16 protein-coding genes are annotated in these 17,942 nt (G+C 65.4%); 10 read left to right on the top strand and 6 right to left on the bottom strand.

All coding sequences use genetic code 11. The features are described 5' to 3' along the window. Positions 1–56 precede the first annotated feature (56 nt). From QQL87_RS01805 to QQL87_RS01825, 5 genes are all read left to right on the top strand, one after another. Positions 57–647 (top strand): ANTAR domain-containing response regulator, encoded by a 591-nt coding sequence (locus QQL87_RS01805; RefSeq protein WP_012044202.1) that lies wholly within the window; start codon positions 57–59, stop codon positions 645–647. Beyond that, positions 644–1,798: a CmpA/NrtA family ABC transporter substrate-binding protein gene (locus QQL87_RS01810; protein ID WP_284416090.1), complete on the top strand. Its 1,155-nt coding sequence runs from the start codon at positions 644–646 to the stop codon at positions 1,796–1,798. The genes QQL87_RS01805 and QQL87_RS01810 overlap by 4 nt, the downstream gene beginning before the upstream one ends. A 341-nt stretch (positions 1,799–2,139) precedes the next feature. Further along, positions 2,140–3,930 carry a NirA family protein gene (locus tag QQL87_RS01815; protein WP_284416089.1) on the top strand — a complete coding sequence of 597 codons (1,791 nt, stop codon included), beginning with the start codon at positions 2,140–2,142 and terminating at the stop codon, positions 3,928–3,930. After that, positions 3,927–5,543 carry a sulfite reductase subunit alpha gene (locus QQL87_RS01820; protein WP_284416088.1) on the top strand — a complete coding sequence of 539 codons (1,617 nt, stop codon included), beginning with the start codon at positions 3,927–3,929 and terminating at the stop codon, positions 5,541–5,543. The genes QQL87_RS01815 and QQL87_RS01820 overlap by 4 nt, the downstream gene beginning before the upstream one ends. Before the next feature lie 172 nt (positions 5,544–5,715). After that, the gene (locus QQL87_RS01825) at positions 5,716–5,865 is read left to right on the top strand and encodes a hypothetical protein (protein WP_284416087.1); all 150 of its coding nucleotides are present in this window, start codon (positions 5,716–5,718) and stop codon (positions 5,863–5,865) included. A gap of 16 nt (positions 5,866–5,881) precedes the next feature. Here QQL87_RS01825 and QQL87_RS01830 read toward each other — a convergent pair whose 3' ends face one another. Genes QQL87_RS01830 through pxpB form a run of 3 tightly spaced genes read right to left on the bottom strand, consistent with a single transcriptional unit; the run spans position 5,882 to position 8,468 of the window. Continuing rightward, the gene (locus QQL87_RS01830) at positions 5,882–6,655 is read right to left on the bottom strand and encodes a LamB/YcsF family protein (RefSeq protein ID WP_284416086.1); all 774 of its coding nucleotides are present in this window, start codon (positions 6,653–6,655) and stop codon (positions 5,882–5,884) included. 50 nt (positions 6,656–6,705) lie between these two features. Further along, positions 6,706–7,740, bottom strand: a complete 1,035-nt coding sequence (locus tag QQL87_RS01835; RefSeq protein WP_284416085.1) for a 5-oxoprolinase subunit C family protein — start codon at positions 7,738–7,740, stop codon at positions 6,706–6,708. Next, a complete protein-coding gene (gene pxpB, locus QQL87_RS01840) occupies positions 7,737–8,468 on the bottom strand; it encodes a 5-oxoprolinase subunit PxpB (RefSeq protein ID WP_284416440.1) in 732 nt (243 codons plus the stop codon). Before pxpB ends, QQL87_RS01835 begins: the two co-directional genes overlap by 4 nt. Positions 8,469–8,711: 243 nt before the next feature. On the opposite strand from pxpB, the gene QQL87_RS01845 reads away from it, so the two are divergent. Beyond that, a complete protein-coding gene (locus QQL87_RS01845) occupies positions 8,712–9,410 on the top strand; it encodes a ribonuclease activity regulator RraA (RefSeq protein ID WP_284416084.1) in 699 nt (232 codons plus the stop codon). A 48-nt stretch (positions 9,411–9,458) separates the two neighbouring features. Next, entirely contained in the window at positions 9,459–9,866 is a 408-nt protein-coding gene (locus tag QQL87_RS01850; protein ID WP_284416083.1) for a (R)-mandelonitrile lyase, read from the top strand. An 80-nt stretch (positions 9,867–9,946) separates the two neighbouring features. Here the strand turns inward: QQL87_RS01850 and QQL87_RS01855 are convergent, their stop codons facing one another. Further along, positions 9,947–10,831, bottom strand: a complete 885-nt coding sequence (locus tag QQL87_RS01855) for a DUF2147 domain-containing protein (protein WP_284416082.1) — start codon at positions 10,829–10,831, stop codon at positions 9,947–9,949. A 91-nt stretch (positions 10,832–10,922) separates the two neighbouring features. Continuing rightward, positions 10,923–11,399 (bottom strand): Lrp/AsnC family transcriptional regulator, encoded by a 477-nt coding sequence (locus tag QQL87_RS01860; RefSeq protein WP_284416081.1) that lies wholly within the window; start codon positions 11,397–11,399, stop codon positions 10,923–10,925. A gap of 147 nt (positions 11,400–11,546) precedes the next feature. Between QQL87_RS01860 and QQL87_RS01865 the strand changes: the two genes are divergently transcribed. Together QQL87_RS01865 and QQL87_RS01870 are read left to right on the top strand one after the other, a co-directional pair. Continuing rightward, positions 11,547–12,566 carry a 1-aminocyclopropane-1-carboxylate deaminase gene (locus tag QQL87_RS01865; protein WP_284416080.1) on the top strand — a complete coding sequence of 340 codons (1,020 nt, stop codon included), beginning with the start codon at positions 11,547–11,549 and terminating at the stop codon, positions 12,564–12,566. Positions 12,567–13,669: 1,103 nt separating this feature from the next. Beyond that, positions 13,670–14,536: a gluzincin family metallopeptidase gene (locus QQL87_RS01870; protein WP_284416079.1), complete on the top strand. Its 867-nt coding sequence runs from the start codon at positions 13,670–13,672 to the stop codon at positions 14,534–14,536. Between the two features lie 273 nt (positions 14,537–14,809). Here QQL87_RS01870 and QQL87_RS01875 read toward each other — a convergent pair whose 3' ends face one another. Further along, positions 14,810–15,205, bottom strand: coding sequence for a hypothetical protein (locus QQL87_RS01875; RefSeq protein WP_284416078.1), 396 nt, complete (start codon positions 15,203–15,205; stop codon positions 14,810–14,812). Positions 15,206–15,820: 615 nt separating this feature from the next. On the opposite strand from QQL87_RS01875, the gene fusA reads away from it, so the two are divergent. Then, positions 15,821–17,872: an elongation factor G gene (fusA, locus tag QQL87_RS01880; protein WP_284416077.1), complete on the top strand. Its 2,052-nt coding sequence runs from the start codon at positions 15,821–15,823 to the stop codon at positions 17,870–17,872. Positions 17,873–17,942 lie beyond the last annotated feature (70 nt).

Below are 17,942 nucleotides of genomic sequence, written 5' to 3' on the forward strand. Positions count from 1 at the left end.
CTTTAAGGCGGGCGCGTCCATGCTATGGATGAGGGCCCGGACACCCCTGGTGATCGATGAGCGCCGAGCAGTCGCCTAAAATCGTAATCGTTGACGAGAGCCCGATCCGCGCAGCCATTCTAGAAGAGGGTCTGCGGGAGGCGGGATTTACCGGCGTGGTGCATGTTAGCGAGATGCAGGGCCTGCTGGCCCGAATCTATGCGCTGGATCCGGACGTCATCGTCATCGACCTGGAGAATCCGAGCCGCGACGTGCTTGAGCAGATGTTCCAGGTCAGCCGCGCCGTGCGCCGGCCGATCGCCATGTTCGTGGACCAGAGCGACGCGGCCTCGATCCAGGCCTCGGTGGAGGCCGGGGTGTCGGCCTACATCGTCGACGGCCTGAAGAAAGAGCGGATCAAGCCGATCCTCGACCTCTGCATCTCCCGCTTCAATGCGTTCTCGAAGCTGCAGGACGAGCTCGAGCGCGCCAAGTCGGCGCTGGAGGATCGCAAGGTCATCGACCGCGCCAAGGGCATTCTGATGAAGATGAAGGGCTTCACCGAAGAGGAGGCCTACGTTCTGCTGCGCTCCACGGCGATGCGCGAGAAGAAGAAGATCGGTGAGATCGCCCAGTCGATCCTGACCGCCTCGGAGATGCTGAAATGACCGGCCCGCTTCGCATTGGCTTCATTCCTCTGGTCGATGCTGCGGCGCTGATCGTCGCCGTCGACAAGGGTTTTACGGCTGCCGAAGGGCTCGACGTCACGCTGGTCCGCGAGGTCTCCTGGTCGAACGTCCGCGACAAGCTCAACATCGGCCTGTTCGATGCCGCGCATCTGCTGGCTCCCGTGGCGATCGCCTCGAGCCTCGGCATCGGCCACGTCAAGGTCCCGATCGTGGCGCCGTTCAGCCTCGGCGTGAACGGCAATGCGATCACGGTGACCCCGGCACTGCACGCGGCCCTCATGGCGCACCTCGAAGGCGATCGTTTCGATCCGATGGCGACGGCGCTCGCGCTGGCGCGTGTCGTTGCCGAACGCCGCAAGGCCGGTGCCGAGCCGCTGACGTTCGGCATGACGTTTCCGTTCTCCACCCACAACTACCAGCTCCGGTTCTGGATGGCCGCAGGCGGCGTCGACCCCGACGAGGACGTCCGCCTGGTGGTGCTGCCGCCGCCCTATATGGTCGAGAGCATCGCCAGCGGCCACGTCGACGCCTTCTGCGTCGGCGCGCCCTGGAATTCGATCGCGGTCGATCTCGGCATCGGCCACATCCTGCACTTCGTGTCGGACGTGCTGGTGCGCGCGGCGGAGAAGGTGCTGGCTGTCAGGCAGAGCTGGGTCGACAAGAACCCGGAGGCGCTGGCCGCTCTGGTCCGGGCCTGTGGCCACGCGGCTGATTTCATCGAGAAGAACCACGCCGAGGCGGCGCATATCCTCGCCCAGCCGGAGCGCATCGGCGTCGATGCCGAGGTGATCCAGCGCACGCTGAACGGACGGCTGAAGATCTCGCCGGACGGCACCTTCCGGGATAGCCCGCGCTATCTGCTGGTCGGGCGCGAGGGCGCGGCCCGGCCGGAAAAGATCCAGGCCGCCTGGCTGTATGCCCAGATGGTCCGCTGGGGGCAGACGCCGCTGAGTAGCGAAGCCCTGAGCACGGCCATGGGCGTGTTCCGGCCTGATATCTACGACGCCGCGCTCGGCACGCAGGGGCGGGCCGAAGGTGCTGCGATTGGCGCCTTCGCGGGTCCGCCGTTCGCGGCCGACGATGTCGCCGGCCATCTCAAGGCCTTCAAGATCGGCCGTTGGACGGCCTAATCTCCTTGCGAACAGAATTCGGGCAGCTCGGTCCATCGGTCAAATTTTGGGCGGAGTGCCCGCATTTCAGGGCTTGAGCCGTCGATCGCGGTTTCGGCGATTCGAGCAGCGCCCTGAATTCTCTCACATTTCCCGATTTTCCCGGCTGGCACGCAACTTGAATGTTGCAGTGCAGTCAGCCGCCACAGATGCCGCTGACTGCAGTCCATCTCGGATTTCCGCAGCAACGAAGCTGGTCGGATCGCTTCCTTGAACCGTGCCTCATCGGCCGTTCGACGACGCGATCCTCATCCCATCCGCAAACGCCATTCGTCCTGGCCGCTGGAGCTTCGTCAGCCATCATGAAAATCGAACCCTTGTCAGTCGACTTCAACGACGAGCAGAAGCGCTATCTCGAGGGGCTGGCGGCCGGCCTCAAGGTCACGCTCGCGGGCCGCGGGCAGGCTGCCGCAACGACAGCGGCCGAGCCGACCGGGCCGGACGCCATCCACATCAAGGCTCAGGACAAGGTCATCGCGTCCGGGCGCAAGCTCGCCGACCAGGAGAAGGTCAAGCGCGAGCTGAATCCGTTCGATGCCTATGAGCGGCTGAAGGAACAGGCCCGCAGCAATGCCGCGCCGTCCACGGCGGACAACTTCCGCTGGCGCTATTACGGCCTGTTCCACGTCGCGCCGGCGCAGGATTCCTACATGTGCCGGCTGCGCATTCCCAACGGCGTGATGAAGCATTGGCAGCTCGCGGGGCTCGCCGACCTCGCCGACCAGCTCTGCGGTCCCTATAGCCACGTCACGACGCGCGCCAATCTGCAGCTCCGCGAGATCCCGCCCAAGCATGCCGTGATGCTGCTGGAAGGGTTGTCGGATCTCGGCCTCACCGCGCGCGGCTCCGGCGCCGACAACATCCGCAACGTGACGGGGACGCCGACCGCCGGCATCGATCCGCAGGAGCTCTTGGACACGCGGCCCTATGCGCGCGAATGGCACTTCCACATCCTCAACGACCGCTCGCTGTATGGCCTGCCGCGCAAGTTCAACGTTGCCTTCGACGGCGCCGGCCGGATCGCGGCGCTGGAAGACACCAACGACATCGCGTTCTCGGCCGTCGAGGTGAAGGACGGCTTTGGCGTGACGCCCGGCGTTTGGTTCAGGCTCGGGCTCGGCGGCATCACCGGCCACAAGGATTTCGCTAGGCCGACCGGGATCATCGTCGAGCCGGAGCGCGCGACCGAGGTGGCTGATGCCATCGTGCGGCTGTTCATCGAGACCGGCGACCGTACCAATCGGCTGAAGGCACGGCTCAAATACGTGCTCGACAGCATGGGCCACGACAAGTTCATGGAAGCCGTCGAGGCCAGGCTCGGCCGCAAGCTCGCGCGTGTCCCCGATGAGGCGCTGAAGCCGCGTCCGGAGGCGGATCGCATGGCGCATATCGGCGTGCACCCCCAGAAGCAGCAGGGCCTGAACTGGATCGGCGTCGTATTGCCGCTCGGCAAGCTGACGACGGATCAGATGCGGGCACTCGCCAAGATCGCTTCCGATCTCGGCGACGACGAGATCCGGCTGACAGTGTGGCAGAACCTGCTGCTATCGGGCGTGAGCGACGACAAGGTTGCGCTGGCCTGCGCCGCGATCGAGCAGATCGGGCTCTCGACGACAGCCTCGCACATCCGCGCCGGGCTGATTGCCTGCACCGGCAATGCTGGCTGCAAGTTCGCGGCCTCCAACACCAAGAAGCATGCCGCCGAGATCGGCGACTGGTGCGAGACGAGGGTGGATGTCGACACGCCGCTCAACATCCATCTGACCGGCTGCCATCATTCCTGTGCCCAGCACTACATCAGCGACATCGGCATGATCGGCGCGAAGGTGCCGGTCGGTGACGGCGACGACACGGTCGAGGGCTATCACCTGTTCGCAGGCGGCGGCTTCGGTCCGCAGGCCGACATCGGCCGCGAGGTCTATCGCGATCTCAAGGCGGAGGACGCGCCGCGCTTCGTCGAGAAGCTGCTCAAGGCCTATCTCGCCCATCGCGCTTCGCCTGAGGAGACCTTCCTGTCGTTCGCCCGCCGCCAGGATGGCGAAGCCCTGCGCCGGCTCGCCGAAGCCCAGACGACGTCCGAGGTGTCAGCATGAACCAGATCACGCCCATGCCAAAGATTGAGCCGAAGATCGAGATCATTCCCGCGACGGCTCCGTTCTCCGAGGCGCAGCGCTCCTGGCTGAACGGCTTCCTCGCCGGCGCGCTCGGCCTCGACGGATCGACGGCGCTGTCGCCGGCGCAGAACGGCGCCGTGCTGGCGCCTGCAGGCGATGCCGACGACGGCGAAGCGCCATGGCACGACCAGACCATGCCGATCGCGGAGCGCATGAAGCTCGCCGAGGGACGTCCGCTGCGCCGGCGCCTGATGGCCGCGATGGCGCAGCAGGACTGCGGCCAATGCGGCTATAATTGCAGCGACTATTCGGATGCGATCGCCAATCGCAGCGAAGCGCGCCTCAATCTCTGCGTCCCCGGCGGCAAGGAAACCGCACGGATGGTCAAGGCGCTGTATGAGGAGATCGACAAGGCGCCGGCCGCGGCCAAGCCCACCGTTGCAGCGACACCGGCCACCGTCTCCGTCGTCGTCACCGAGCCCGGCCGCTCGCGCGACAATCCGGTCGCGGCGACGTTCCTGTCGCGGCGGCTGCTCAACAAGCCGGGCTCGGAGAAGGAGACCTGGCACATCGAGTTCGATCTCGGCGAGGCCGGGCTTGATTACGTCGTCGGCGATTCCTTCGGCATCTTCGCCAAGAACGATCTCGGCCTCGTCGACCAGATCATCGCGCTGCTCGGCGCCTCGCACATGACCGAGGTCAACGGCAAACCGCTGCGGCAGTGCCTGCTGGAGGACGTCTCGCTGTCGCCGGCGCCGGACTCGCTGTTCGAGCTGATCTCCTTCATCAGCGGCGGCGCGACGCGCGAGAAGGCGCGGCGGCTGGCGCAGGGCGAGGATCCCGATGGCGATGCGGCGACGCTCGACGTGATGGCCGTGCTGCAAAAATTCTCCAGCGTGCGGCCGCATCCCGAGGCCTTCGTCGAAGCCCTGGAGCCGCTGCAGCCGCGGCTGTATTCGATCTCGTCGTCGCACAATGCGACGCCCGGAAAATTGTCGCTGACGGTCGACTGCGTCCGCTACGTTATCGGCAAGCGAAAGCGCCTCGGCCTCGCCTCGACGTTTCTCGCCGAGCGCATCAATCCCGGCGACAAGCTTCACGTCTACGTCCAGAAGGCGCATGGCTTTGCGCTGCCGGCCGATCCGAAGACGCCGATCATCATGGTCGGCCCCGGCACCGGCATCGCGCCGTTCCGCGCGTTCCTGCTCGACCGCAAGGCGACCGGTGCGCCGGGCAAGAACTGGCTGTTCTTCGGCCACCAGCGCAGCGACTGCGACTTCTTCTACGCCGACGAGCTCAACGCGATGAAGACCTCCGGTCTTCTCACGCGGCTGTCGCTGGCGTGGTCGCGTGACGGCGACAAGAAGTTCTACGTCCAGGACCGCATGCGCGAGGTCGGCCGCGAGGTGTGGACCTGGCTCACCGAGGGCGCGCATCTCTACATCTGCGGCGATGCCAAGCGCATGGCCAAGGACGTCGAGCGCGCTCTGGTCGACATCGTCGCCCAGTTCGGCGCGCGGTCGACGGACGAGGCCGTCAGCTTCGTGGCGGACCTCAAGAAGAAGGGCCGGTTCCAGCTCGACGTTTATTAACGAGTCGAGGCGGCCCGGAACCCTGCGGATAAAATTCTCAACCGGAACACCGGCTGAGAATTTTTTGGTTCCCCATGGACCCCGGACAGGGGGCTTGTCGTTATTTCGCCGGTTGTCTTGCACTGGCCCGTGAGAACGCTTTTCTCATGGCCGGAACTTCAGGAGACCGGTCATGCGGACGATATCGACGCCCCTGCGACAGATGCCCGAGGCTCGCGCGATGCGCGAGCGAGGCACGACAGCTGCGCTGATTGGCCTCTACGGAGCGCTGGCTCTGATCGCGGCGATTACCTTGGGCATGCCCTTCACCCATCCCTTCTGATCAGACTCCTCGTCGATCACGGCGCCGTCTTGAACGGCGCCACCTTGATACCGGCCACATCGAGCGCCTGGCGCACCTCGCGGGCAATCTCCACCGCACCCGCCGTATCGCCATGAATGCAGACCGTGTCGGTCCGCATCTTCATGACCTTGCCGGTCACGGAGATGACCGCGCCGTCCTGCACCATGCGCACCACGCGGTCGGCGATCTCCCTGGGATCATGCAGCACTGCGCCGGGCTTGCTGCGCGAGACCAGGAGTCCGTTGTCGTCATAGGCGCGGTCGGCAAACACCTCGTGGGCCATCGACAGGTTCGCCTTCTCGCCGGCGGTCACCAGCTTGGAGTTGGCGAGCACGACGAAGATCAGGCTAGGATCGACGGCCTTGATCGCCTTGGCGATCGCGTTCGCCGTCATGTCGTCCTCGCAGGCGACGTTGGACAGCGCGCCGTGCGCCTTCACATGCGTCACCTTGTGGCCGGCCGCGGTCGCGATCGCCTGCAGCGCGCCGATCTGATAGGCGACGAGGTTCTCGATCTCTGATGATTTCAGCCCGGGCACCGCGCGCCGGCCGAAGCCATGCAGGTCGCGGTAGCCGGGATGGGCGCCGACGCTGACGCCCTTCGCCTTGGCCATCTCGACGGTCCGGCGCATGATGTCGGCATCGCCGGCGTGGAAGCCGCAGGCGACGTTGACCGACGTCGCCAGCTCGATCATCGCGGCGTCATTGCCCATTTCCCACGGGCCAAAGCTTTCTCCGAGATCACAGTTCAGGTCGACTTTACCGGTCATGTTCGATGTCCGCGCGTTGATGGGTCCGAAGCAGCGTGAGAGGAGATGAGTTAATCGGGTGTCACTCCAAGCCAGGTGGTGACGTCGGTGGCACTGACGGCGTGTCCGGCCACATTGGCCGTGAACAGGGCATCGATGTTGAAGTCGCTGCTCGCGAGCTCGGTGACGCGGCCGGGCAGGCTGCGCAGCAGGTCCTTGTAGCGGCGCAGCTCGGCCTGCGCCTCGGCCATGCTGACGGCCTTGAAGCGGAACGGCGTGCCGGCCGGCATCTGCGCCAGCCGTCCGAAATCGGCCGAGATGACGGTCGCGATCTTCGGATAGCCGCCGCTGGTGCCGCGGTCGGACATCAGCACGATCGGCGAGCCGTTGCCGGGCACCTGGATGCTGCCCTCGACGGTGCCGTCAGAGACGATGTTGTGGCCGTGCAGGTGGCGGATGACCGGGCCTTCGAGGCGATAGCCCATGCGGTCGCTGGTCGCCGAGACCATCCAGTTACCGCCCAGGAACAGCGCCTTCATCTCGTCGCTGAACTCATCGTCCTGCGGACCCATCACGACCCGGATCGCGCCGCTCAGCTTCGGCAGCTCGATCTGCATCTCCGGCGTCTGGCCGGCCGGCGCGACCTCGAACACGTCGCCCGACTGCAGTGGGCGCGGGTAGGGGCTGCCGAGCCCCGCGCGCGCGTTGACCGAGAGGCTGTCGAACATCGGCTCGCCGGCGATGCCGCCTTCGATGGCGAGATAGCTGAACGAGCCGCCGCGCGCAAAACCGAGCGTGAGCTTCTCACCCTCGTTCAGCGTGACCGACGTGTTCATCTCGATCTGGCGTTTGGCCGCCTCGGCAGGCCGCGGCGCGCCGGACAGCGCGACGCGAACCGGGCCGTCCTTCGCCGTGAACGTGGCGCCGAACGGGCCGATCTCGATGGCTGCCGCCATCACCGCATTGCCGACGAGACTGTTCGCGGCCGCCAGCGACAGCTTGTCCATCGCGCCCGACGGCGTGAGCCCATAGCGTTGCGCGCCGAAGCGGCCGCCATCCTGCACCGAGCTTGCCGGACCGATCTGTGAGACGACGAGAGTGCTCATGCGGCGACCCGCTCGGCGATGAGCTCGCCGCCTTCGGCCGCGCGCTCCTGTTCGGCAAAGGTCTTCACGTCGACCGCATAGAAGCTGACCTCGTCGCCGGGCTCGAGCAGGAAGGTCGGCTCGCGGTGCAGCTGGAACGTCCGCATCGCGGTGCGGCCGAGCAGATGCCAGCCACAGGGGCCGGCGAGGCACTGGATCCCGGTCTGGATGCCGCCGATCGCGACGATGCCCGCCGGCGTCGCGAGCCGTGGGTTCTGCCGGCGCGACATCTGCAAGCGCGGATCGAGGCCCGACAGATAGGACCAGCCCGGCGTGAAGCCGATCATCGCGACGCGATAGGTGCCGGCGACGTGGCGCGCGACCACCTCATCCGGCGTGATGCTCAGCGCCTTCGCGACGTCCTCCAGGTCGATGCCATTCTCGCCGCCATAGCAGACCGGCACCCGCCAGCGCCTGACCTCGCTGTCCGGCGCGAGCGACCCGGCCGACAGCGCCAGCAGCCTCGCGCCGAGCGCCTCGTGGTCGATCACGCCGGGATCGTAGTGCACCAGCAGCGATCGATAGGTCGGCACTGTCTCGGTGATGCCCTCGATCGCGGCGGCGGCCAGCGCATGGTCGAGCGCGAGGACGCGGCGGTTGGCGGTCTCGTCGATGGTCCGGCTGAACTCGACGGTGATGGCGCTGTCGCCGCTGGGCAGGAGACGGGGAGGTGCAAAAGGATCGGCCATGAGTCCGAAGTGATCCGCGTTGGTGTCCCTCATCTAGCTGTTTTCAGTCGCGAGTGGAATTGGCTCGAAGGCAAAAAGTCTCGAAAATTCAATAAATTAATCGGATGTCTTGCGATAAGAGAACTTTATCGGGCCGCGCGAACCGCATGCCTGCCGCGCACTCTGCCAGCTCTTGACGCGGGGACCGTCGCTCGCAAGATGCGCCTGATTTTTTCGCCAGCCCATTGGAGCGCAAGTCTCGAGATGTCCCTCACCCCCGAAGCCATCGCAACCCTGTCCCAGGTCACCACCGCGACCATCACCACGGTCCTGCTGAAGAAGGGATTGCGCAATGTCTGGCTGCGCGGCGCGCGTCCGCTGCGTCCGGGACAGAAGCGGCTGGTCGGTCCCGCCTTCACGCTCCGCTTCGTGCCGGCGCGCGAGGATCTGGCGACGCCGGAATCCTGGTCGTCGCCGATCTCGACGCGCACTGCGATCGAGGCCATGCCCGAGGGCTGCATCGCCGTGGTCGATGCGATGGGCGTCAAGGATGCAGGCATCTTCGGCGACATTCTGTGCGCCCGCATGGTCAAGCGCGGCGTCACCGCGCTGATCACCGACGGCGTCGTGCGTGATCTCGAAGGCGTGCTCGGCACCGGCTTGCCGGTGTGGTGCGACGGCTACGCCGCGCCGCCGTCGGTCGCCGGCCTGACCTTTGTCGGCTGGGGCGAGGCGATCGGCTGCGGCGGCGTCGCCGTGTTCCCGAACGATGTCATCGTCGCCGACCAGGACGGCGCGGTGCTGATTCCGCAGGCGATGCTCGATCACGTGCTCGCCGAGGGGCCCGAGCAGGAGCGCATGGAGGCCTGGATCGTCGACGAGGTGAACAAGGGCGCGGTGCTGCCGGGTCTGTACCCGATGAACGCCGAGACCAAGGCGCGCTACGCCGCGTCGAAGAAGTAGTCCGCGACGCCGACCGATCGACAGCACAGCTTCAGGAAAGGCAGAACAATGGTGGATGTTTATCTCGCGGGCTCGCGCCCGACGCGCCGCGCGGCGGCCGAGAGCTTTACGGGCACGGTCTGGCAGGACCCGATCATCACGCCGCAGGCGCCGGCCCGCGTCGCCTCGGCGCGTGTCGCGTTCGAGCCGGGCGCGCGCACGGCCTGGCACACCCATCCGCTCGGCCAGACGCTCTATGTCATCCAGGGCGTCGGCCGCGTGCAGGCCAAGGGCGGGCCGGTGCGCGAGATCAAGGCCGGCGATGTCGTCTGGATCCCGCCGGGCGAGAAGCATTGGCATGGCGCCGCACCGACGACCGGCATGGTCCACGTCGCGATGCATGAATCGCTCAATGGCGAGCACGTGACCTGGATGGAGCACGTCACCGACGAGGAATACGCCACGGCTGTCGGCTGAGGTCCGCCTGAGACCATATCGAGCGCGCGGTCGAAAGCCCGCGCGCTTTTCTTTTGGACGCGCTTCGACGGCCGCCGCGCTCAGTTCACCCGCGTCCAGGTCTGGCCGCCACAGAACATGCCGCCGAAGGCGCAGCCCTGCACGCGCAGGCTGTCCGATCCCTTCAGCGCGATGGTCGAATCGTAGGTGCTGCCGCTGTTCGGATCGAAGATGCGGCCGGTCCACTTCTTCTCCGGCGTCTTGTCGCTCGGACGCATGTTGATCAGGATCTGCTCGCCGTTCTGATTGGTCTTGGCGTCCACGGCGTAGCCGCAGAGATTGGTCCCGCAAGGCTCGATGCGGATCTTGCCCTCCTTCTCCTCGGTCAGCCAGATGCCGACGGGCGAGTTCGGATCGCGGGCAGCCGCTGGCGCTGCTGCGGTTGGCGTAGCGGCAACCGTCGTCACGGCGGGCGCGGCCTGGGCTGGCCGCGGTTGGACCGCTGCAGGTGCTGGGGCCGCAGGAGGAACGGCAGCGGTGGATGGAGTGGCCGGCGCGGCGGTCTTGGCGGCCGGTGCGGCCGGAGCAGCTGCGGGCGGCGCGGCCGCTTGGACGGGGGCAGGAGCAACCTGAGCAGGCGCAACGGGCGCAGCCGGCGGGCTCACAGGCGCGGCCGCTGTCGGCGCTGGCGCCGGAGGAACCGGGGCAGGGGCCGTCGCCGCTGGAGCCTGAGCAGGCGGAGCCGGCGAGACCGCCGCCTCGGCGGGCGCCTGGGCCGGCTTGTCCGAACCCGGCTGCGGCTTGGTCGCCGTATCCTTGGTCCGCTTGGTCTTCTTCTGCTCGGTGTTGTCGTAGACGCCGGGGATCTGCACCGTGCCGCGGTCGGGATCGATGCGGATCGTCTTGCCGCCGTACTCGATGACGTATTGCGCGTGGGCGGCACTGCTGGCCAGAACCAAGGCCGCAACGGCCAACAGCCTCTTCATCAGGGTCTCCGCGATACCGGTTGCTGATATGAGCGAGCTCACGCGCTGGTAAGTCGCTCGCGCTGGACCTCCGGTTCAATCCGTCACCTGCTCAGAAATCGAGCGGCGCATTGTCGACGACCTCCTTCATCACGAAGAAGGTGCGCGTCTGCCGCACGCCCGGCAGCGAGATCAGCTGGTCGCCATGCATCCGGTTGAAGTCCTGCATGTCGCGGACGCGGATCTTCAGGAAGAAGTCGAAATCGCCGGCGACGAGATGGCAGTCGAGCACGAATTTCAGCTTGCGGATCGCGGCCTCGAAGGTGCGAAAGCTTTCCGGCGTCGAGCGGTCGAGCACGACGCCGACCAGCACCAGCGCGCTGCGCTCGACCTTCTCGGGGGCGATCTGCGCGCGGACACCCTTGATGATGCCGTCCTCGAACAGGCGCTGGGTGCGGCGGTGGCAGGTCGCCGGGCTGACATGGACGGCCGCGGCGAGCTCCGCGTTGCTCATGCGGCCGTCCTTCTGCAGCAGCTGCAGGATGCGACGGTCGACGCGGTCGAGATCGGTGTCGGAAGGTTCTTTCATCAAAGTGCCACCAGGTGAGAGAATTCGCTGCCAAGTCGGCTTTCTTCGGACGTAAGCACGGAAATCACGGCCAATAAAGAGAGCACCTTTCTCGTGGTTTTTCGTATCTTCTGACCGACCCAAATCCACCATCCACGGAGAGATCCCGTGCTTCGGCTCGACAAGTTCAAGAAGTATCCGCTCACCTTCGGCACCACGCCCATCGAACATCTGCCGCGCCTGACGGCTGCGCTCGGCGGCAAGGTGCAGATCTACGCCAAGCGCGACGACTGCAATTCCGGCCTCGCGATGGGCGGCAACAAGCTGCGCAAGCTCGAATACATCGTGCCCGACGCGATCGAGTCGAATGCCGACACCCTGGTCTCGATCGGCGGCGTGCAGTCCAACCACACCCGCATGGTCGCGGCGACCGCCGCCAAGATCGGCATGAAGTGCGTTGTCGTGCAGGAGAGCTGGGTGCCGCACGAGGATGCCGTCTATGACCGCGTCGGCAACATCCTGATGACCCGCCTGATGGGCGCCGACAGCCGCATCGTCGAGGACGGCTTCGACATCGGCATCCGCAAGAGCTGGGAGAACGCGATCCAGTCGGTGAAGGATGCCGGCGGCAAGCCCTACGGCATTCCGGCCGGCGCCTCCGTGCACAAGTTCGGCGGCCTCGGCTATGTCGGCTTCGCCGAAGAGGTGAGGGCGCAGGAAGCCGAGATGGGAATCAAGTTCGACTACGTCATCGTCTGCGTCGTGACCGGCTCGACCCAGGCCGGCATGATCGTCGGCTTCGCCGCCGACGGCCGCGCCGACCGCGTCATCGGCATCGACGCCTCCGGCACGCCCGAGCAGACCCGCAGCCAGGTCCGCCAGATCGTCGACAACACCGCGGAGCTGGTCGAGCTCGGCCGCAAGGTGCGCGACGACGAGATCGTCATCATCAACGACTATGCCTATCCGGCCTATGGCGTGCCGAGCGCCGAGACCAACGAGGCCATCCGCCTCGCCGCCCGCACCGAGGCGATGATCACCGACCCCGTCTACGAGGGCAAGTCGATGCAGGGCATGATCGACCTCGTCAAGAAGGGCTACTTCCCGGAAGGCTCGAAGGTGCTCTACGCCCATCTCGGCGGCGCTCCCGCGATCAACGGCTACAGCTACACGTATCGCAACGGGTGACGGTCGCTCGAGCAGCGCTCGCTGCTTAGTTATGAGCCGAGCTTTCACAACCAACTCCGCTGTCGTCCCGGCCTCGAGCCGGGACCCATAGCCACCGGCAGCGCTGTTGTGACGGGCTGCATCTCCCGACCTGCCACGAACTACGGCCTGTGAGTATGGGTCCCGGCTCGAGGCCGGGACGACACCGTTTGTGTCGCGCGAGCGATCCACTCAGCATCGTCATTCCGGGGCGCGCGATAGCGCGAGCCCGGAATCCATAACCACGATCGCCCGTATCGGGCACGCCAGCCGCTCCATCTCGTTCCAACAAGCTCATCACGGCGTATAGATTCCGGGCTCGCGCTGCGCGCGCCCCGGAATGACAGGGAGTTTGTTGGAAGAGCGATCCGCACATGACATCGCCGCCTCGCGACGCATCCGCGTCCGAGTGATCCGCCAGTCGTGCCCTCCAATAAAAGAGGGCGCAGGGAATGCCGGGTGAAGGCCTCACCCATGGCCCGCCTGCAACAAGAAAAGCAGGCGGCAGTCACCACAGGATCAGCCGAACATCCGGCATTCCCTGCGCGACGGTCTTAACGCTTCCTTCGTGCTCTCCCCGGTGTACGGCTCTCTAGCCACCGTCGCCCGCGAGGATTCGTCATCCCCCGAACTTAGCGCCAGCGTCGCGGCGCCAGGACCACACGACTTCGCGTCCGCGCCGTGCCGTTCGTCCGCGTGCAAGCACGCTGCGGCAACAACGCGGCCATCGCATCCCCACCTCGCGTGTCGTGACGATCGCGCGCAACGCCCCTCTCGATGAGGCGGGATGGCGGCAGTCAAACACACAATTCTGAAAAACGGAATAAGAATATTTTTGGCAGGGGGACTGGACAGGGGTCTTCCCGTTGAAATTGCTGGCGAACATTACGTCTTGGCGCAACCCATTTGGGGCATTCTCGCATAGCGGTCCCATCACCGCGTTGATCGGATCTCCACCAAGTCTTGTCGAGGGTCGCATTCGTCCGTCGTATGGCCGCACCGGGCCACATGCGGACTTGGGCCCGAAGGGCAACATTGACGGCAAGCGCGTTCATGGGTGATGCTACGCACCGTCGTAGACATAGGTGGAGGTCGCCATTATGCGCTGTCGCATTGTGACAACGACGCTTGTGGTGCCGTTGGTATTGACCTCGCTTGCGGTCGGCACGGCCGTAGCCATGCCGGCGGCGCGGCATTTGGCATCCGCCTTATGGAACGCGCCGGATTATCTGCCCGCGCTTGCCCAGAACGGCCAAGTCCACTTCGAGCCTGGTGCGGAAGAGTATGCGCGCGAGGTGGCGGCACTGCTTCCGGCGGCGCTAGGCCGGGTCGAGGCGGCGCAGGGACGACGGTTCGCTCGTCCAGTAACCATCGGAGTATACGCAACGGTCGAGAAGTACGCAGTTGCCAATGCCAGCGGCGACCCGGGTGCCGTCGGTGTCGGAGCTTTCGGACGCGTGGTCTTGTCACCAACACTGTATGAATCTCAGCACCAACGTCTGCCCGCGATACTCACCCACGAATTGTCGCACGTTCACCTTCAGGGCTACTTATCCAGTTACGCATGGGTCCGCCTCCCCAACTGGTTCAAAGAAGGCCTCGCTGTCACGGTATCGGATGGCGGCGACGAGTACGTCAGCCAACGGGAAGCGCAGCGCGCTATCGATCGTGGCCAACACATAGACATTGACGATACTGGAAGCTTTCTGAATCTCACCGAAATTGGATTCGCGCGGGCACCTACCGGAATTACACCGTCGCACCGGACAGTGATGGCCTACCGCCAAGCACATATGTTCGTCCAGTTTCTGCACGATTTTGACAACGCAGGCTTCGATCGGATGATGGACGCGATTCTTGACAATCGCCCGTTTGCCGACGCGGTGCAGGTTGGTTATCAGGATAACATTCAATCGCTTTGGAAAAGGTTCGCGTCTGCAGCTCAGCGATAATCGCTAGGCCGAAGAGATAGTTTTCTCTGCACTCGATCGACGTGTCGAAATTCAGGCTGTCGATACGATCGCAAGATTCATCAAAGCCAACGGGCTTAAGCCGTGACTATCGATCTGGCGATGTCCGCTTCGGGTCAAAAGCCGGCTTGTTGCACGAAATTTCTTGCTTCCGCTTTGAGATCCTGGAGCAGACATTGCCGGAGCTGAGCCGAAGGTGGCCACCGTACGAGGACCGATTTGGAACGGCGGTCATACGCCGTTCGCCGCTCAGGGCTACCGTGCCCTATGGCGGGCGCTCAGGTATCCGCCAAACGCCGTGACCGCGGGGCTCAGCAGCAGAGAGACGAAGTACAGTGCTTCATGACCCGCCGCACCGCCTCTGACCAGGGCGTATACGGTGGCTCCGACCGAAAGGATCGACGACAAGCCCCCGTTGAGAACATCATCGTGCCTGGCCATGCGGGCCGCGACGTAGCCACTCAGCACGGAGCCGAGTGAGCCCAGGAGGGTAGACCAGAACCAGAAGACGCCGCTCGCCAGCACGAACTGGTTGGCGGCGTCCATATTGTTCGCGGAAGCTGCCGATGACTTCAGGACATAGATCGCCGCCAAGAAGCCCGCGATGGAAGACAAAACGATGTCGACAATGTTGCCGACCGCAACAGCCATGAGAGATATGCGGTTCATCCCGTCCTATGCACTTTAGGTCACTGAACGTAGCAACCTACACTTAAACGGCGCTATCAAAAAGCGGTACGAGTGAGCAAGGTTGCGAACGTGCTTAGGCGGTTGGTCCGCTCCGGGTCAAAAGCGGCCATTCGGTTCAACGAAGGCGTACTTCCGGCTGAGGTCCGATAGCTGACATCGCTGAGGCCGACCGGAATGTCCGAGATGGGCCACGAACGGACTCCGTACGAGAGGTGCATCAAGCGTCAAAATCAGGCACGTGGTTCGTGCGATGCGCTGCAAATCTTGACATTCCCGGCTGGTCCCATTAGGGGAACGGCGCTCCGCAACCTTCGCGGACTGAACAGAGGCGTACAATGACGGACGATAGCCAGCACCGGGAGTCTCGCTAGCGCGTCCGTCGAGGCGTGCTTGCGCGCCTCCCTTCTGATGCCGGACGGCCGAAGCCGCCGGCACATTTTCCCACAACGAGTCTGAGACGTCGAAGCCTGTGATGCGCACGCGCATTGCGAGCTCGCGGCTGCGCGTCCTCACGGATTCGCGGCACGACGCCGCGCGACTCGTCTTTCTTTCCAGAGACTCCAGCGGAGTTTGAAGATGACCCGCATCCTGAGAAATATCGGCATCATGGCGCATGTCGATGCCGGCAAGACCACATTGACCGAGCGCATCCTGCTCGACACCGGCCGGATCCACAAAGCCGGCGACGTTCACACCGGCAACACCGAGACCGACTCCCATGCGCTCGAGAAGAAGCATGGGATCACGATTTCGGCTGCCGCGATCTCGTGCGACTGGCGCGGCGCGTCGATCACGATCATCGACACGCCCGGACACGTCGACTTCCAGATCGAAGTCGAACGCTCGCTGCGCGTGCTCGACGGCGCGATTGCCGTGTTCTCGGCCGTCTCCGGCGTCGAGCCGCAGTCGGAAACAGTCTGGCGCCAGGCTGACCGGCTCGGCGTGCCGCGCCTGTGCTTCGTCAACAAGATGGACCAGGTCGGCGCCCATCTGGAGCGGACCGTCGACATGATCACCGAGCGTCTCGGTGCCAATCCGCTCGTCCTGCAGGTTCCGATCGGCGGCGAAGGCGACTTCGCGGGCGTGGTCGATCTCGTGTCGATGCAGGCGCTGCTGTGGGATGGAGCAGGGGCGTCGCCGACGGTTTGCGCGATTCCGGAGGGACTGCGCAGCGCGGCAGAGATGCAGCGGCAGCGTCTGCTCGAGACGCTGGCGGATCAGGACGAGGCGATCATGGCGGCCTATCTCGGCGGTGAAGCGATCGGAGCGGCTGACATCAAGGCGGCGATCCGGCAGGCTTGCATGGCGGGACGGCTGACGCCGGTCCTGTGCGGGTCGGCGTACCGGAATGTCGGGGTGCATCCGCTGCTCGACGCCATCGTGGACTATGCGCCGGCCCCATCGGACCGGCCGCCGGTGGCGGGCATCAACCCGCGCAGCGGCGAGGTCGAGCATCGGCTGCCGCGTCCGGACCAGCCGTTTGCGGCGCTGGTGTCCAAGGTGCAGGCGAGCCGGTTCGGAACGCTTGCGTTCATCAGGGTCTATGCCGGTCGCATTGCGGCAGGGACGTCGGTGACCAATGCGACGGCCGATCGGGCCGAGCGCATTGGCCGGTTGTTGCGGATGCAGGCCGATGCGCAGACCGAGATCGACGACGCCTCAGCCGGCGACGTCGTCGCGATCGTCGGCCTGAAATCCGTCGCCGCCGGTGACACGCTGAGCGATCCGGCGCAGCCCATCGTGCTGGACGGCTTCGTCATCCCGGCCCCGGTGATCGAGGCGGTGATCGAGCCGCGCCTCGGTCGCGACCAGGAACGGCTGGGGCAGGCCCTGGCGCTGATGGCGCGCAGCGATCCGTCGCTGCGCGTCGTCATCGACGCGGACAGCGGCCAGACGCTGCTGCGCGGCATGGGCGAACTGCATCTGCAGATCGCCGTCGAACGACTGAAGGAGGACTACAATGTCGATGCTGCCATCGGCGCGCCCCAAGTTGCCTACCGTGCTGCCGCGTCGCGGCCGAGCGAGGTCGACCACACCCTGCGCAAGCAGAGTGGCGGCCCCGGGCAAATGGCGCGCGTTCGCCTCGCCTTCGCGCCCTTGGAGGACGGCGAGACGGGACTCGTGTTCGTCGACAAAACCGTCGGCGGCGCCGTTCCGCGCGAGTTCATTCCATCGATCGAAAAGGCCCTGCGCCAGTCGCTGCTGGACGGAGGGCCTGGCGGATATCCTGTGCTCGGCCTGAAGGTGAGCCTGCTGGACGGCGCCTTTCATCAGAAGGATTCGTCCGGGCTGGCTTTCGAACTGGCGACGAAGGAGGCGTTCCGGATCGGCTTCGAACGCGCCGCTCCGATCCTGCTCGAGCCGCTGATGCGGGTCGTCGTGACGACTCCCGAAGACTATCTCGGGAGCATCATCGGCGATCTGCAAAGCCGGCGCGGTCGCATTCTTGCGACCGAACCGATCCCGCGCGGGCAGGACGTCACGGCCGAAGTGCCGCTGGCGGAGTTGTTCAACTACGTCAGCGCGCTGCGGTCGCTGTCGCAGGGGCGCGCCGTCTACACGATGGCGTTCTTGCGCTACGCGCCGGCGCCACAGGGCGTCACTGACAAGGCTCGTCAGTCGGCGTGACCACAACACGGAGATGAGCGGCCAATAGCCGCTCATCTCGCTCGACAGTCGGCGCGCAGGGGCACGATGC

It is taken from the genome of Bradyrhizobium sp. SSBR45G (assembly GCF_030159255.1).
Lineage (GTDB): Bacteria > Pseudomonadota > Alphaproteobacteria > Rhizobiales > Xanthobacteraceae > Bradyrhizobium.

Coding starts and splice junctions, on each gene's coding strand:
- QQL87_RS01805 (WP_012044202.1), top strand. CDS start 57: ATGAGCGCCGAGCAGTCGCCTAAAATCGTAATCGTTGACGAGAGCCCG.
- QQL87_RS01810 (WP_284416090.1), top strand. CDS start 644: ATGACCGGCCCGCTTCGCATTGGCTTCATTCCTCTGGTCGATGCTGCG.
- QQL87_RS01815 (WP_284416089.1), top strand. CDS start 2,140: ATGAAAATCGAACCCTTGTCAGTCGACTTCAACGACGAGCAGAAGCGC.
- QQL87_RS01820 (WP_284416088.1), top strand. CDS start 3,927: ATGAACCAGATCACGCCCATGCCAAAGATTGAGCCGAAGATCGAGATC.
- QQL87_RS01825 (WP_284416087.1), top strand. CDS start 5,716: ATGCGGACGATATCGACGCCCCTGCGACAGATGCCCGAGGCTCGCGCG.
- QQL87_RS01830 (WP_284416086.1), bottom strand. CDS start 6,655: ATGACCGGTAAAGTCGACCTGAACTGTGATCTCGGAGAAAGCTTTGGC.
- QQL87_RS01835 (WP_284416085.1), bottom strand. CDS start 7,740: ATGAGCACTCTCGTCGTCTCACAGATCGGTCCGGCAAGCTCGGTGCAG.
- pxpB (WP_284416440.1), bottom strand. CDS start 8,468: ATGGCCGATCCTTTTGCACCTCCCCGTCTCCTGCCCAGCGGCGACAGC.
- QQL87_RS01845 (WP_284416084.1), top strand. CDS start 8,712: ATGTCCCTCACCCCCGAAGCCATCGCAACCCTGTCCCAGGTCACCACC.
- QQL87_RS01850 (WP_284416083.1), top strand. CDS start 9,459: ATGGTGGATGTTTATCTCGCGGGCTCGCGCCCGACGCGCCGCGCGGCG.
- QQL87_RS01855 (WP_284416082.1), bottom strand. CDS start 10,831: ATGAAGAGGCTGTTGGCCGTTGCGGCCTTGGTTCTGGCCAGCAGTGCC.
- QQL87_RS01860 (WP_284416081.1), bottom strand. CDS start 11,399: ATGAAAGAACCTTCCGACACCGATCTCGACCGCGTCGACCGTCGCATC.
- QQL87_RS01875 (WP_284416078.1), bottom strand. CDS start 15,205: ATGGCTGTTGCGGTCGGCAACATTGTCGACATCGTTTTGTCTTCCATC.
- fusA (WP_284416077.1), top strand. CDS start 15,821: ATGACCCGCATCCTGAGAAATATCGGCATCATGGCGCATGTCGATGCC.